Source organism: Anaerobacillus alkalilacustris (genome assembly GCF_001866005.1).
Classification (GTDB): Bacteria; Bacillota; Bacilli; order Bacillales; family Anaerobacillaceae; genus Anaerobacillus; species Anaerobacillus alkalilacustris.
The window spans coordinates 60,226-76,771 of record NZ_MLQR01000036.1; the positions used below are offsets into that span (position 1 = coordinate 60,226).

Genomic DNA, 16,546 nt, shown 5'->3' on the forward strand with positions numbered 1-16,546 from the left:
AACACATAAGTAGTGTTTACTAGTATTTTTTTTTCAGTTTCTTCCTATTAAATTCAGATTATTTAATCTTGTACTCACCTCAAAAAAGTCACAAAAAGTTCACTATTTATGAAAGGTAATCTAAACAATTGATTTCAAGGTTAATTGTGTGAGTGAAAACCTATATTTTACCCACACAATTATCCGTTCACCTTGTAAAGATTTCTTCTCCCTCCTTTAATGGAATGTTCTCTCCGATATAAATCATCGTTTCAATAAGGTCTTCTCTCCCTTCTTTTTGAGCATAGACGAGCGTTTTATAGATCCCTTCTTCTAACTCTATATTTTCTATCTCTACTTCTAACATCCCTCTATCGACATTCTCTTTTACATCTAAATAATCTATAAATTGAAACGTATCAGGATCATAGAGAACGATTCCTACTTCTTCTGCTCCACCTGGTAAGTATAATTCATAGCGATATTTTCCTTGTTCATCTCCAAATTCAAATGAGAATGCCATCAACCTTGGGTAGTTTGGTTCTTCTATAAAAAACATATATGGCACTCGTACAGGATCTTTCCCACCTTCAACGATCAACTCTCCGTAATGAATCCCTGATTGAAAAACTCCAGGGAGTATATCAATTGTAACCGGAACTTTCTTTGATTCATTAGGTTTTATTGTTACTGAAAATGGCACTTTCCATTGAACACCATCCGGAACAATGAACGGTGGTTTCACATGGTAGGTTCTTGTTATATTTGACGTGTTCTTTATCGTCAATTCTACTTCTCTCGTTTGTCGCGCTTCTTCTCTTGTCCACGTTCCAAATCCGATACTTGCAGGATATACGAGCGTTTCTGCATAAATAGCTTTCTCAATTTGAATTCTTCCTGTCCCTTGTTCATGCGGTGAATACGGTGTCCCTTCCATATCTTGAAGCACTTTAGTAGTGTTCATAATTGCAGCTTTTACCTCTTCTACCGTCCACTCTGGGTTCGCTTGCTTTACTAATGCAGCGGTCCCCGCCACATGAGGCGCTGACATGCTCGTTCCATTTAATCCTAAATACCCCTTTGGTATCGTACTATCGATCGCAACTCCAGGAGCGACAACATCTGGTTTTACTCCCCAAGTATGAGTCACTGGACCTCGAGAACTGAACGAGGCTATTTGATCTTCTTCTTTTCGATAAATCGTGCGCAAGAAATTTTTCTCTTTTTTTGCTATTTGCTCAAGAAGCCACTCGCCATCCTCTTTCGAAATAGAAACAACAGGTATTTCTATTTGTTGGTCTAATCCCCCCATAAAACTACCTGGTGTGTTGTTGTAGATAATCACGGCTTTTGCACCTGCGAGCATCGCTTTTTGGGCTTTTTCGCCAAAAGGAATAACACCTCTTTTTATTAAGACAATTTTATTTTTTATGTTTGTCAAATCTTCCTCTCGACCGAGTCCCGCTTCAACGATTTGGTAATCTCGTTTAAATGTCCATGGTTTTGAACCTACCATGATATTTAGAGGGATTTCTCTTTTTTTGCTTCCGACCGTTAAGTACGGAACATTTAACGGGGGAGTTGATGCACCAACCGAGATGGCGTTCTCCGATGTTCCTGGTGAGCCAACCGTCCACATATTAGGTCCACTATTCCCATTTGATGTTACAGCAATGACTCCTTTTTCCACTGCTTTATCTAATGCAATACTCGTTGGCCAATCTGGTCCATTAACAGTATTTCCTAGGGAAAGATTAATAATATCTACGCCATCTTCAACGGCTTTTTCTATTGCTTCAATGACTTGCTCTGTCGTCCCTTTCCCACCAGGACCTAGCGCTCTGTATGCATATATTTCCGCATCAGGGGCTACACCTTTTATTTTACCGTTGGCAGCTATAATTCCGGCGACGTGTGTTCCATGAATGGTACTAAGACCTTGTTCTCTTGTTGTCTCCATTGGATCATTATCTTGATCTACGACATCGTAGCCACCTTTAAAATTTTTCTTTAAATCAGGGTGCTCGTAATCGATCCCTGTATCTATAACAGCAATTTTTATCCCTTTACCTGTTAATCGTTCACCTTTTTCATCGAGTCTCCCTCTTACATTTCCACCACCAATAAATGGAACACTCTCATCTACTGTGACCTCATAAGTGCGAAGTGGATCCACTCGCTTTACTCCATCTAACTTTTCAATAAGGGCAATATCTTTTTTCTCTATCTGCATGGAAAAGCCAGTAAACAACGTATTAAACATTTTCCTAACCTGGCCTTTTGGTAGCTGCGCTTTAATTTGGGAGAGCACTTCTTGTGAATTTCCCTCCACCTCGACTAGCACCACTGTATCCTCCTCTGTATTTTCTTTCTCTATTGGAGGGCGCTCAGGGAATGTTGCAGCCACACTTATCGTATAAAAACTGATATAAAACAGAAATGTTAAGATACTAACTTTTTTCATTCTGATTGAAAATACCCTCCTAACATTAAGTGTATTTAGCATTTTTTAGCTTTCCACAATAAAACAAAAAAATGCGAACGAATATCGTCCGCATTTATTACTCGAATTTATTTCGTTCCAAATAGACGATCTCCTGCATCACCTAGTCCTGGAACGATATATCCTTTTTCATTTAATTTTTCATCTAATGCGGCTAAATAAATGTCTACGTCCGGATGTGCTTCTTGAACGATTTCTACACCTTCTGGGGCAGCAATTAAACACATAAGTTTCATATTTTTTGCACCACGTTTTTTCAAACTATTGATGGCTTCTACCGCTGAACCACCTGTCGCTAGCATTGGATCGATAACAATAAATTCACGCTCTTCTACATCAGTAGGAAGCTTTACGTAGTATTCTACTGGCTGTAATGTTTCAGGATCACGATACAAACCAACGTGACCAACTTTTGCTGCTGGGATTAGTTTTAAGATCCCATCAACCATTCCTAATCCAGCTCGTAAAATAGGAACTAAACCTAATTTTTTACCAGCAATTGTTTTTGATTTAGCTGGACCTACAGGTGTTTCAATCGTTACTTCTTGAAGCGGTAAATCGCGAGTAATTTCAAAGGCCATAAGTGCAGCAACCTCATCTACTAGTTCACGGAATTCCTTTGTCCCTGTACTTTTATCTCTTATGTACGTTAACTTATGTTGAATTAATGGGTGATCAAAAACAAATACTTTACTCATGTTTAAACGCTCCTATTCTTTTGAGTTGTACTATCAATTAATATGCCACGTAAACTCTTTTTTGCTCCTTGAAGATTTTACATAAAAAGTCGATTTACTTCAAGGTAAATTTATAAATATTGTTTGTATAGGTCGAATCTTGCCGACTTTTTTGAGTATTTTGCCATAATATTAGAAATTAATGGATAGGGGCGGAGCACAATTAAAGGAGCGATCACATTTTTCCGGATTTGCGCACAAACTCAAGTGGGGCGTGCGCGGTTTCCCAGATTTATGCGCGGGCGTGGGATTGTGTGCGTTTCCCCGGATTTTATGCGCGATTCACTCTACTTTCTGCGCGCTTTGCTGTCGATTGTGCGCGGTTTTCCAGATTTATGCGCGGGCGTGGGATTGTGTGCGTTTCCCCGGATTTTATGCGCGATTCACTCTACTTTCTGCGCGATTCGCTGTCGATTGTGCGCGGTTTCCCGGATTTATGCGCGGGCGTGGGATTGTGTGCTTCCCCGGATTTTATGCGCGATTTACTCTACTTTCTGCGCGATTCGCTGTCGATTGTGCGCGGTTTCNNNNTTCACTCTACTTTCTGCGCGATTCGCTGTCGATTGTGCGCGGTTTCCCGGATTTATGCGCGGGCGTGGGATTGTGTGCGTTTCCCCGGATTTTATGCGCGATTCACTCTACTTTCTGCGCGATTCGCTGTCGATTGTGCGCGGTTTCCCGGATTTATGCGCGGGCGTGGGATTGTGTGCGTTTCCCCGGATTTTATGCGCGATTCACTCTACTTTCTGCGCGATTCGCTGTCGATTGTGCGCGGTTTCCCAGATTTATGCGCGGGCGTGGGATTGTGTGCGATCACCCGGATTTTATGCACGATTCACTCTACTTTCTGCGCGATTCGCTGTCGATTGTGCGCGGTTTCTCAGATTTATGCGCGGGCGTGGGGTTATGCGCAGTTTTCCGGCTTCGCGCAGAAATTCACCGGTTTCGCGCACAAACTTCGCTGCCCCCCCTCCCTTTTTTCAAATAAAAAAGCACAAAGAAAGTTCGAGTGAACATTCTTTGTGCTTTGATCTACTTTTATAAGTTTGGATAAAGTGGGTGCTTTTTCATTAGAGTTGAAACGCGCTCTCTTGCTTCTGCAAGCTTCTCTTCATTGTCTACATTTTTTAATGTTAGAGCAATGATTTCTCCGATTTCATCCATATCTTCTAGACCTAGACCACGAGATGTAACTGCTGCAGTCCCGATACGAATACCACTTGTTACAAATGGGCTTTGTGGGTCAAAAGGAATTGTATTTTTGTTTGTTGTAATACCAATTTCATCTAAAGCATGTTCTGCTACTTTTCCTGTTAAGTCAAGGCTACGTAGGTCAAGTAAAACAAGGTGATTATCCGTACCACCAGAGATTAAGTTGATGCCCTCTGATATTAACTTGTTTGCTAAGCGATCAGCATTTTCAACTATGCGCTTACCATAATCTTTAAAATCATCTTGAAGAACTTCACCAAATGCTACTGCCTTAGCAGCGATAACATGCATTAATGGGCCACCTTGAATACCAGGGAAAATTGCTTTATCAATTTTCTTTGCCCATTCTTCTTTACATAGAATCATCCCACCACGAGGTCCACGAAGTGTTTTGTGAGTTGTTGTCGTTACAAAGTCACAGTAAGGGACTGGGTTGTCATGGAAACCAGCCGCTACAAGTCCTGCAATGTGAGCCATATCTACCATGAAATATGCGCCAACTTCATCTGCAATATCACGGAACTTTTGGAAATCAATTGCTCTTGGATAAGCACTAGCACCAGCTACGATTAACTTTGGCTTATGTACTCTTGCTTTTTCTAAAACATCATCATAATCAATACGGTGATTTACTTCATCAACACCGTACTCAACAAAGTTATACTGAACTCCACTAAAGTTTACAGGGCTTCCGTGTGTTAAGTGACCACCATGTGATAAGTTCATCCCTAATACTGTGTCGCCGTGTTCTAAAATCGTGAAGTAAACTGCCATGTTTGCTTGTGCACCTGAGTGTGGTTGCACATTAACGTGCTCTGCTCCAAAAATTTGTTTTGCACGGTCTCTAGCAATATCTTCTGCTACATCAACGTGCTCACAACCCCCATAGTAGCGTTTGCCAGGGTATCCTTCTGCATATTTATTAGTTAGTACTGATCCTTGTGCTTCCATTACAGCTTGACTTACAAAGTTTTCAGAAGCAATCAATTCAATTTTATCCCTTTGTCTTGCTAATTCGTCTTGCATTGCTTCATAAAGTTTTGGATCTTGTTGCTTAAGATTTTCCATTTTCAAACTCCCTTCGATACACTAAACCATTAAAGTGATATTCATTTTAGTATTGTAACACAAAAAAATTTTGAATTGACTGTTTTTTAGGAAAATTTCAGATAAAAAATTTTTTCGAATTCGCAGCAGCTTATACCACCTATTAATTTTAAAAGGGTGGTATTATCCGAACCTTAGGAGCCACTAAACTTTGATTTTTTCCAAAATTAAGTGGGCAGATGCAAGCTTCGTTAATTATCTACTTTATCTATATTTTCCTTCAATACTTGATTTACTCGTGAAACAAAAAAATTCAAATAAGAATCTGTCATACAACAGAGAACGACACTAGTCACATTTACCAGCATCATCTTGAATTTCATAAACGGCCCTATCACCACCAATAAGTTTGTGGCGCGTTTTTGCTAAGGTTAGGTGGGCTTGTCCAATCATTTTAATCTTACTTCTGACAGGAACTGCTACATGCTTTAAATGCATACCAATCAATGTATCACCAATATCGACACCAGCATCTGCTTTTATAAATTCAACCACTACCGGATTTTCGAAGTGTTGATACGCATAGGAAGCCATAGAGCCACCAGCCTTCGGAACAGGGATTACCGATACTTGTTCTAAATTATAGTCGCTTTGCGTTTTTTCTTCAACAACTAAGGCTCGGTTTAAATGTTCACAGCATTGAAAAGCAAGTTGTACCCCTGTTTTTTCTTGAAAAGAACGAAGCGCACGAAAAATTTCCCCGGCAACTTCTTTTGTTCCAGATGTGCCTATATGCTTACCAATCACTTCACTCGTGCTTGTTCCAACTACAAGTATATCACCTTTACGTAAAGTTGATTGAGCATCTAGGTCTGTTAATGCTTGTAATAATTGTTCATATATTTCTTCTGTAATTGAATTTTCAACCATGATAACCACCACTTTTTATAAAGTAAATTTTTTTAAGCCTCACATGATAAAATATCCACCAAGTGGAGTATTCCCCTACCTGATGGATGTTAATGTTAATTTTCTAATTTTGTAATTTTATCAACACGGATGGCATGTCTACCACCTTCGAATTCTGTTTCTAACCAAATTTTCGCTATTTCTCTAGCAAGGCCTGGTCCAACTACTCTTTCTCCCATAGCAAGGATATTGCTATCGTTATGTTCTCTAGTTGCTTTTGCACTAAATGTATCGTGAGCAAGCGCGCAACGAATTCCTTTTACTTTGTTTGCTGCAATACTCATTCCAATACCTGTACCACAAACTAAAATTCCACGATCGACTTCATTGTTCGCAACTTTTTGCGCTACTGGTAGTGCGTAATCTGGATAGTCAACCGACTCGCTGCACGTGCAGCCAACATCTTCATATTGAATGTTCATTTCATCCATTAATGCTTTTAACTCTTCTTTAATATTCATTCCACCATGATCTGATCCAATTGCTACTTTCATAATAAAAAGCCTCCAAATTCCTTGAAAATTTTATAATGCGAATTTACGAATTGTTCGCTTTAATTCTATCGCTTGGTTAGCTAAAACTTGTGCCGATGCTGCAATCTCTTGCATAACCGCCGTTTGTTGTTGTGCAGCTGAAGAAACTTCAACTGTACCGGCTGATGTTTCTTCAGCAATAGCCGCTACTTCTTGTGATTCTTTTGTCGTTAGTTTAATCGCATCGAGCTGTCGATCAATCAACTGTGATATATCTTGAACCGCAGTTACTACATCATTCACTGACTTTGCCATATCTGCAATTGCTTCATTTGTACTTGTACCTTTAATCGCTTCTTCGTTTGCAGCTTCCACTTGCTTAGATATTTGATTAACAACATTAGCAACTTCTACTTGGATATTGTTAATCAAATGAGAAATACCTTGAACCGCATTAGAGCTTTCATCAGCTAGTTTCCGAACTTCATCAGCCACGACTGCAAAACCTTTTCCTTGCTCTCCAGCCCGTGCAGCTTCAATCGACGCATTTAGGGCGAGCAAATTCGTTTGGTTAGCAATATCCCCTACTAATGAGATGATTTCTCCCACTTTTTTAGCGTGAGCTTCTAATCGATGAACAGCGGATAATGAGCTTTGATTATCATTAGCTAGCTGACTTATTCCAGACACGAGCGATTGTATAATTTGTTTACTTTCATTTAACGTATTCACCATTTCATTTGACAATTGTTTTGAAGCAATTGCTCGGTCTTGAACTTGATCAGCCAAGCAAGAAACCTCCTCCATAGAAGCAGCTGTTTTTTGAATCGCATCAGCAGAATCCTCTGCTCCTACTGAAATTTCTTCAACAGTGCGACCGATATTTTCGGATTGTCTAGCAGCGGATGTAGAGGCTTCTTGAATTTCATTAACTTTTTCATTCGTTAGCTCGAAATTCTCACCAATTTCCGTGACCATCTTCCGTAAATTTTGGATCATACCTTGATAAGCAAGACCTAACGCACGAATTTCATCGTCAGATTTGGTTACCTCTACATCAATCCGAATATCACCATCTGCAACTTTTCTTGAAGCTTCTTCCAATTTCCTTAGCGGCTTTGTAATAAATCCTGCTACTACAAAACCAAGGATGGCACACCAAACGACTCCTAATACTAGGGTAATCGCTGTAAAAATACTTTCATTAACACCGAACTTTGACCCTAAAACTTCACTTAAGTAAAAAAGAAAGAATGCACTTGTGGCATATGTAACTGCCGCAACAGTCGAGATCCCTACTACCATCTTTTTTCTCAAACTAAATTTATATTTTTTGATTTTACTCACTATTATACCCCTCCCCCCGGTCTATTTACTTCATAAAACATCTATATTTTTTTTAACATATGATCAATTGCTTCCTCTATTTCCTTTGCCGTATTTCGATAGATTTCAAGCGAACCACCGAACGGGTCAGAAATATCGAGGTTGAGTATTTGTTTTTCTGCTTCTTCAATCGCTTTTCGATCTTCCTTTAGCAATTGCTGAAGATTTTGAGTAAGCGCATCTAATTGGCTTTTCGACTCATCGTCGTTAGCCTTATTTAATTCCTCAATTTTTTCTTTGTTTTCCCCTAAAAATTTAGCTTGCTTTATTTCTAGCTCCGCGTAATGTTGTTGAAGTAACGATTGAATTTTATCAACATCTTCTTTAAACGCATATTCTTTTAGTGTAAAAATCTTGTCCACAAAAAAAGGAAATTGTTTTACTAATAAACGTTTGTGACTTACAGTTAGAGTTAGAACAATATCTGCCCATTTCATTAATTGTTCATTTACTTGATTAGAAACATGCTCAAAAGGAATACCTTTTTCACCTAATACATTAAGTGACCCTTCAGAAACACTCATTCCAGGGAGAGCACTTACACCTGCGGACTTCACTTGTAAATCTGGGCGTTTATGTTTTAAAAGAGCTTCTGCTAGAGGACTTCTGCAAGTATTTCCTGTACATACAAAGAGGAATCGTTCCATTTTACCACATCCCTTCGATTAACTAAGAAATATAAATGAAAATCTATCAAACCTTGTTTTTTCATAAAAAATATACCGTTTTCACTCTGAAAACACTTTCTTAAGTTTAACATAATTTTTATCTTTTTAAAGATAAAATATATACTATATAGCTATATTGGGAATATCAGTTTTAACCCAAACGCCAGTAATATACTTCCTCCTAATAATTCTCCGTAGACCCCTATGTACCCTTCTACTTTTTTCCCAATTATTAAGCCTAACCACGATAAAATCATACTTACCATTCCAAAGCAAGCTAGCGTTATAATCGTTTTTGCTCCAATCATTCCTAAACTTAATCCAGCTGAAAAGCTATCAATACTTACACTTACCGCAAATAACAGTAAACCGAAACCCACAGGTTTAATAACACTACTTTCTCTATCTTTAGAAAAAAGTGCAGAGTAAATCATTTGGCAGCCTAGAAATAGCAATAAACCACCACCGACCATGATTGCTAGTATTCCAAAATATTGAGTCAAAAATTTCCCGACAATTAGTCCAATAAACGGCATTACAATGTGAAATGCACCAACTGTAACGCCAATATTAAAAATATGCCTATACCTTAGGCCGACCATTCCCATTCCAATAGCTAACGAAAAGGCGTCCATTCCTAATGCAAAGGCCATAATCGTTATCGTAACCATTTCACCAATCAAAAGGATCTCCTCCTTGTACATGCTACTCTAAACTATGCACGTCCAAGGGGATTTATGTAATTTTACGCATATGAAATTCTTACATAGTGATATATAACAGAAAGATACTAATTACTCTTTAAAATATCTCCACCCGCCGCTTTTGTCAGTCGATTCATAATTGCTTTTCCAACGCCTTTCTCATGGAAAATTTCACTGTATATAATATCAAGATCATATTGATCAAATTTCCTTAGCACATCATAAAGGTGCTGCGCTACTGTATGGAGATCGTCTTTTGTGCCACATGGCAAAACAACGTCAGCATGAAATTTTTCGACGTTCTCATTAGTAGTAAGTACACCAACCTTTTTTTGCTCTTGTTTCGCTTTCGTGACTAAAGTTTGAATAAACTCATCATTCCCGTCTACTAAAACCAACTTAGCCTGAGGAGCGTAATGCTTATATTTTAACCCAGGGGATTTAGGTGCTTGTCCATTTTCTTCTAAAGCAGGGTCAACAGCGACCGAACCAATAACTTCTTCTAATTGCTCGCGTGTTACCCCACCAGGTCGCAATATCATCGGAATGTCTGTCGTCATATCTAAAACTGTCGATTCGACTCCTACCCCTGTTGCACCACCATCAACGATCCCAGCAATCTTACCAGCAAGATCTTCATACACATGGGCAGCCGTTGTCGGACTAGGTTTACCAGAAACGTTTGCACTGGGCGCTGCTACAGGTGTATTTGCTTCCGTTATTAACGAAAGGGCAACTGGATGATCTGGCATTCGAACAGCAACTGTGGATAAGCCTGCCGTTACACGTTCGGCAATCCCCTCTCCTTTTTCTAAAACAAGTGTTAAAGGCCCTGGCCAAAATACTTCCATTAATTTCTCTGCTATTGAAGGAACTCTTTTTACTAACTTTTGAAGCTGTCCTTTATTTGATATGTGGATAATTAATGGGTTGTCACTCGGCCTTCCTTTTGCTTTAAAAATCTTCTCTACAGCCGCGTCAGAATAGGCATTAGCGCCTAAACCATAAACTGTTTCTGTTGGAAATGCAACCACTTCATTATCAGTTATCCACATCGCCGCCTCTTTTATCTGTGGACAAGTGTTGTGGATATCCATTTTTTCATCCACAACCCACAACTTCGTCTTTACGACATCCATTTACATTTTTCCCCCTTTATTTTAGGCTTCTCTTACAATTATAGTTAAAAAAAGTTAAAAAAACAAAAATAGTTATCCACGGATTGTGGATAACCTGTTGATAATTTTAAAAGTTCTAACAATTACCTTCCTGTATCATATACTAGTTTGTCCACAATTTGAAGATTTTTTTCAAAGGCTATAACTTCTCTGTGGATATTGACATCACTTTCGTAACTCCTTCAACATATTGTGCAAAATGTTCCGATTGTTTTAAGTGAACAGGGATTTTATCCTCATCAAGAATTTCAAATCCGATATACTCAAAGAACGGTAAAGACGAATTTGTGAGTAAGTACAAGTTTTCATACCCTTTTTGTTTTCCATACGAAACAGCAAGCTCAATAAAATTTAATCCTATTTTTGCATTCCAATTCTCTGACGTGAGTACGAGCGAACGTAACAGCCCATCTTTCCCAATCGGCTCAATTCCTACGGTTCCAATAATTTTTTTGTTCGGGTCTTCGACTACAAGAAAGTTATCAATATTTTGCTCAATTCCTCGCTTCGACAAACTAGCCTTCGCTAATAAGTGTTGGATCGGTAATAAATCTTTTTCAGTAGCAATTCTTATAACTATCCCCATTTTTTCTCCTCCTACAACTTTTGAGCTTGTACTATCATCCTATGTATAAGAAGAAGGGGATATCACTATTTTTTTCATTTTAACATTTAACTACTTCGTCGATGTTCGAGGGCGTTTCGCTTTTCTTTGGCTAGCTACAGGCGCCATCGGCTCGAACACTTCAGTTCGTCAATTGCGGTCAAAGAGCAGACCGCTACTTGTCGACCTTCCAGTGTTTGGCGCCGATAGGCGGGCGCCTTGCGCTTTTCTTTATACAAATATGTTTTTTACTTTTGTGAATAGGTCGAGGACGAAAAAGCGAACTTCTACTTCTTCTTCATTTTCACTTGATTGTTCTTTGGCGCTGTCACCCTCTACTGCATCGCCATTAGCAAAGTCAATAAAGCATAGTGGCGGAAATAAAACACACCACCAATTTTCACCTTTACCTTCACCAATCGTAATTAAAATCGCTTCATATAGTCCAGCAGGATATAACGTATTACCATACAATTTTGTTGGAAATTGAACTTCATCAAACTCGACTGTAAAACTATCCGTAATACCAATTCTAGTAAGCTCTACTTGTACAATTTCTTCTATTCTATCTAATTGAGTACGGATAACATCTCTGGCATTATCAATTGACTCTAACTCCGTTACCCACTCCGTTATCTCCATGTTTACTTGATCTCGAATTTCTCTTTTTAGCCACTGATCCTTCGGAGAATCACTGTTTGCTAATATTCTTAGGCGAATAGCTTCATCAGGAATTGCAACTAAATTTGCGGCTGCAACCGACATACTCCTTTGAGCTTCCCAACTCATCATTAAAACTAATAAACTAGTAAATATATATATAAGTGCTTTTTGGTTCATTTCCGCCACCATCCCTTCGATAGTCACAGTGTGGACAGGATGACGAAAACTTAAACGTACTTTTTAAAAAATATATTAAAAGACATAATCGAGAAAGTGAACGAAACAACTATTCAATTGTCGCGTATTAAAATATGAATCTTGTAAACTTTTAGTGAACTCGTTTCATCTTATTGAAACATCGGAAAATCAGGTGGAGAGTCTACTCCACCTGATTGGAAAATCCCTCCTACACTATGCTTAGAGGTGGGGGTCATTCACCCTAAAAAAAATTTAGATTAATAAATATTGATTTACAGAAAGACCTCACCTTAATCGCAATATACCTCGAACAACGAGGAGTTACCTAAAATCTTATATGTACAAACAAACAATGTGGATAAAGCGTTAATCCCCATTGTTTGTTTTTGTTCAGTTTTATCCAAATGAATAATTCTATATCATAGAAGCAAACACCATTCGATCTTTCCCATTAATATCGTAGACAATCTCAGTGTTAGCATGAGGAAATTCCCCTTTGATAAGCGCTTCTACTCGCTCGCTTTGTCCAACTCCTACTTCAAAAGCAATAATCCCCTTTTTCTTCAGCACATTCGGAATTTGTGCAACTAACCTCTCATATAGCTCATACCCTGATATGCCACCAACTAACGCTAACGTCGGTTCGTGGACCCTTACGTTAGCGTCTAATCGCTCAAAATCAGCCTCTGAGATGTAGGGTGGATTAGAAACGACAACGTCTACCGTTTTCTTTTCATCGATAACCGGACTAAGCAAATCCCCTTCACAGAAGCGAACCGGAGCACTCAACTTTTCGGCATTTTGTTTCGCTACATTAATAGCAGCTAAAGAAATATCAACTGTTGTTACGTCTAACTTACGATTTTCTAAAGCTAGGGTAATTGCGATCGCGCCACTACCAGTTCCTACATCAACAACTGAAACGCGTTTTTGGTCAGCGAAATGTTTGTCAATTCTTTGTAAAAGTCCAAGGACTAACTCTTCCGTTTCCGGCCTTGGGATTAACACATGTTCATTGACGGTAAATTTACGTCCATAAAAATCCTCGAAGCCTGTAATATGTTGAACTGGTACACCTTCAGAAACTTGTTTTATCGCTTCCTTAAAGGTCTGTTCAACATCTTCCCCAAGCTCATCTTGCATCATTTGAAAAAGCTTTGAGCGATCAATTTTTAAGTAGTGTTTTAATAAAATTTCAGCGATTGGTTGGTGTTGGAACCCGTATTCTGTTAAAAAAGAAGAAGCCCAGCGGAGGGCTTCATAAATTTTCATTCGTTGCATTACTGTTCCGCCTGCTGCATTAAGCTTGCTTGTTCTTCTACAATCAAAGCATCAATAATTTCATCGATTTTTCCTTGTAGCACTTGGTCAAGCTTTTGAATTGTTAGACCAATACGATGGTCAGTCACTCGACTTTGTGGGAAGTTGTACGTACGAATACGTTCCGATCGATCCCCTGTACCAACCGCTGACTTTCTGTTTTCAGCATACTCCGCTTGTTGCTCTTGTTGCATTTTATCATAAATACGAGCTCTTAAAACCTTCATCGCTTTGTCTTTATTTTTGTGTTGGGACTTTTCATCCTGACACGTTACAACCGTATTGGTTGGAATATGAACGACACGGACTGCTGATGCTGTTGTATTTACACTTTGTCCACCAGCTCCACTTGAACAGAACGTATCCACACGGATATCTTTTTCATGAAGCTCTAATTCAACTTCTTCAGCTTCGGGTAAAACCGCAACCGTCGCTGTTGATGTATGAATTCGACCACCAGATTCTGTTGTCGGAACACGTTGAACACGGTGAGCTCCATTTTCATACTTCAGCTTTGAATATGCACCTGTACCGTTGATGGTAAAGATAATTTCTTTATAACCACCAATTTCTGTAGGACTCGCCTCAATAACATCAGTTTTCCAGCCTTGCGCTTCAGCAAAACGAGAATACATTTTATAAAGGTCTCCAGCAAATAAAGCAGCTTCGTCTCCACCCGCCGCTCCACGGATTTCCATGATAACGTTTTTATCATCGTTTGGATCTTTTGGAAGTAACAAGATTTTCAATCTGTTTTCGAGCTCTTCTTTTTGTTCCTCAAGCTCACTAATTTCCATTTTCACCATTTCGTACATTTCATCATCTAGCTTTTCTTCAAGCATAGACTTTGCATCTTTATATTGAGTAACAACATCTTTATATTCTTTGTAAGCCTGAACTGTATCTGTTAAATCTGATTGCTCTTTTGAGAATTCACGAAGCTTTTTTGAATCATTAATAACGTCTGGATCACTAAGTAACTCATTTAATCTTTCATAGCGATCTTCTAATGACTGTAATCGATCAAACACGTTCTTTCACCTCTTTTTATGGCATAACATTATAATTATAGTATACGTCCGTTCGATAGTCAAAGTGTTTTCTATATTCGAGGGGATAAGCAAGATCATTTCAGTATTACTAAATTTTTATTTTGGAAAGAAAAATCATGAAAGCCTCTAGAAAAAGTATTAGGTGCCTCAATTGGTGAACGGTCCAACTTCTTTTCACTCTTTCGGACTCCATTCATTCGCTTTGGTGACTGGGTTACCTCTCCCACTCCGCTTTGAGCATAAACACTCGCGTGAACGTTTCGCCTCGCCACTTTAGTTTCGACTTTATTCACATCTTTCTTTTTAGCCCAACTTTACCATACACATCCCAGGTGATAAGTACTCCATTATTTATACAACCACCTCTCAACAATCGCACGAATTCCAAATTCCATTTATATTTTTCCACTCGCGTATAAATCTCATTCTTATGTTGTGTAAATAATAAAATAAGCCTATCTTCAAAACGCTGAAGTAGGCTTCAATCTATCTAATTATACAGTTTGTTTTTGCTCTTCAGTCTTCAGAGCCCCTGGCTTTCCTGGCACTTCATGACAATGTCTACACCTTGGTTCGTACGACTCTGATGCACCAACTAATATGATTGGATCGTTATAGTTAGCTGGATATCCATTAATTAGACGTTGCGTCCGACTTGCTGGCGATCCACACGATAAACATATGGCTTGTAGCTTTGTTACTGATTCTGCTAACGCCATTAGGGTAGGTACTGGTCCAAACGGTTCGCCACGGAAATCTTGATCTAGACCTGCGACAATAACACGAACGCCTTGATCAGCTAGTTTTTGCACAACTGTTATTATTTCTTCGTCAAAAAATTGTACTTCATCGATTGCTACAACCTGAGTATCAGACTCAACATGTTGTAAAATTTCTAAAGATTGTTGTAAAGGTTTCGCTACTACTTTTGTACCATTATGAGAAACAACCTCTTCATTACTGTAGCGATTATCAAGAGCAGGCTTAAAAACTTGTACTTTCAGCTTACCGTAACTAGCACGTCTTACACGGCGAATGAGTTCTTCGGATTTACCCGAAAACATACTTCCACAAACAACTTCTAGCCAACCTTCTTTTCTTGTTAAGTGCATTTATCTGTCTCTCCCATCTAATGATGCTCAAGCGTTTCACTTCGTATAAAAATTCACTTTGAAACACTACTATATTCAACAACATGCGCTATATCGAACTGTTGTTGAATTAGAGGAATAATAAAATTATATATGTTCGTTAGAAAGAAGTTAGTTTCGCCGCAAAGCAACCCCTTAGCTCTTCCTACTATTTCCTCGGAGACGTACCGTTCATTTATTAATTAAGGTGTCTTTATTTTATCCCGAAAACACTCTTCTTACTTTCTGTACGTATTAAAGGAAAATTGTCTTAAAGAAGAAAAAAACAGGCAAGTGCAAAGTACCTTACCTGTTTCCCTAATTAAGTTATTACTTAAGGTTATATTTCTTCTTAAAGCGATCAACACGACCACCAGCGTCAGCAAACTTCTGACGACCAGTGTAGAATGGGTGAGAGTCAGAACTGATCTCCACGTTGATTAGTGGATAAGTTTTGCCATCTTCCCACTCAACAGTCTCATTAGAGTACTTAGTTGAGCCACTTAAGAACATAAAACCTGTACTTGTATCCTTAAATACAACTTTTTGATATTTAGGATGGATATCTGGTTTCATACTTTTCATCTCCTTTTTGCCCTGAATCTCTTCGAAACAGAATATAGTTGAGAGGATGTCAAAAAATTGTGGTAACAATTGACTGGGAAGCTTCGTCAGCTCGCTACTGGGTTACTCGTAGCTTCGCTTCTTCAATCTTCTTGGCCC

The 16,546-nt window shown here is 38.7% G+C and carries 15 protein-coding genes; all 15 read right to left on the minus strand.

Annotated features, from left to right (window positions below):
- Positions 1-187: 187 nt before the first annotated feature.
- Positions 188-2,443, minus strand: a complete 2,256-nt coding sequence (locus BKP37_RS14965) for a S8 family serine peptidase (RefSeq protein ID WP_071310430.1) — start codon at positions 2,441-2,443, stop codon at positions 188-190.
- A 107-nt stretch (positions 2,444-2,550) separates the two neighbouring features.
- On the minus strand, positions 2,551-3,180 hold the full coding sequence (gene upp / locus BKP37_RS14970; RefSeq protein ID WP_071310431.1) for a uracil phosphoribosyltransferase: 630 nt from the start codon (positions 3,178-3,180) through the stop codon (positions 2,551-2,553).
- A 1,077-nt stretch (positions 3,181-4,257) separates the two neighbouring features.
- Positions 4,258-5,499 (minus strand): serine hydroxymethyltransferase, encoded by a 1,242-nt coding sequence (gene glyA, locus BKP37_RS14975; protein ID WP_139193151.1) that lies wholly within the window; start codon positions 5,497-5,499, stop codon positions 4,258-4,260.
- Between the two features lie 327 nt (positions 5,500-5,826).
- Positions 5,827-6,408 (minus strand): TIGR01440 family protein, encoded by a 582-nt coding sequence (locus BKP37_RS14980; RefSeq protein ID WP_425424996.1) that lies wholly within the window; start codon positions 6,406-6,408, stop codon positions 5,827-5,829.
- A gap of 95 nt (positions 6,409-6,503) precedes the next feature.
- A complete protein-coding gene (rpiB, locus tag BKP37_RS14985; protein WP_071310433.1) occupies positions 6,504-6,941 on the minus strand; it encodes a ribose 5-phosphate isomerase B in 438 nt (145 codons plus the stop codon).
- Positions 6,942-6,971: 30 nt separating this feature from the next.
- Positions 6,972-8,267 (minus strand): methyl-accepting chemotaxis protein, encoded by a 1,296-nt coding sequence (locus BKP37_RS14990; protein ID WP_071310434.1) that lies wholly within the window; start codon positions 8,265-8,267, stop codon positions 6,972-6,974.
- Between the two features lie 41 nt (positions 8,268-8,308).
- Positions 8,309-8,953, minus strand: coding sequence for a low molecular weight protein arginine phosphatase (locus BKP37_RS14995; protein WP_071310435.1), 645 nt, complete (start codon positions 8,951-8,953; stop codon positions 8,309-8,311).
- A 152-nt stretch (positions 8,954-9,105) separates the two neighbouring features.
- Entirely contained in the window at positions 9,106-9,627 is a 522-nt protein-coding gene (locus tag BKP37_RS15000) for a manganese efflux pump MntP (protein ID WP_084034763.1), read from the minus strand.
- Positions 9,628-9,764: 137 nt separating this feature from the next.
- Entirely contained in the window at positions 9,765-10,817 is a 1,053-nt protein-coding gene (locus tag BKP37_RS15005) for an L-threonylcarbamoyladenylate synthase (protein WP_071310437.1), read from the minus strand.
- A 178-nt stretch (positions 10,818-10,995) separates the two neighbouring features.
- Positions 10,996-11,442: a GNAT family N-acetyltransferase gene (locus BKP37_RS15010; protein WP_071310438.1), complete on the minus strand. Its 447-nt coding sequence runs from the start codon at positions 11,440-11,442 to the stop codon at positions 10,996-10,998.
- Between the two features lie 249 nt (positions 11,443-11,691).
- On the minus strand, positions 11,692-12,300 hold the full coding sequence (gene spoIIR / locus BKP37_RS15015; RefSeq protein WP_071310439.1) for a stage II sporulation protein R: 609 nt from the start codon (positions 12,298-12,300) through the stop codon (positions 11,692-11,694).
- Between the two features lie 435 nt (positions 12,301-12,735).
- A complete protein-coding gene (gene prmC / locus BKP37_RS15020) occupies positions 12,736-13,593 on the minus strand; it encodes a peptide chain release factor N(5)-glutamine methyltransferase (protein ID WP_071310524.1) in 858 nt (285 codons plus the stop codon).
- Between the two features lie 8 nt (positions 13,594-13,601).
- Entirely contained in the window at positions 13,602-14,672 is a 1,071-nt protein-coding gene (gene prfA / locus BKP37_RS15025; protein ID WP_071310440.1) for a peptide chain release factor 1, read from the minus strand.
- A gap of 515 nt (positions 14,673-15,187) precedes the next feature.
- The gene (locus BKP37_RS15035; RefSeq protein ID WP_071310442.1) at positions 15,188-15,805 is read right to left on the minus strand and encodes a thymidine kinase; all 618 of its coding nucleotides are present in this window, start codon (positions 15,803-15,805) and stop codon (positions 15,188-15,190) included.
- Positions 15,806-16,153: 348 nt separating this feature from the next.
- Complete coding sequence (locus BKP37_RS15040; RefSeq protein ID WP_071310443.1) at positions 16,154-16,399, minus strand: type B 50S ribosomal protein L31; 246 nt, start codon at positions 16,397-16,399, stop codon at positions 16,154-16,156.
- Positions 16,400-16,546: the final 147 nt, after the last annotated feature.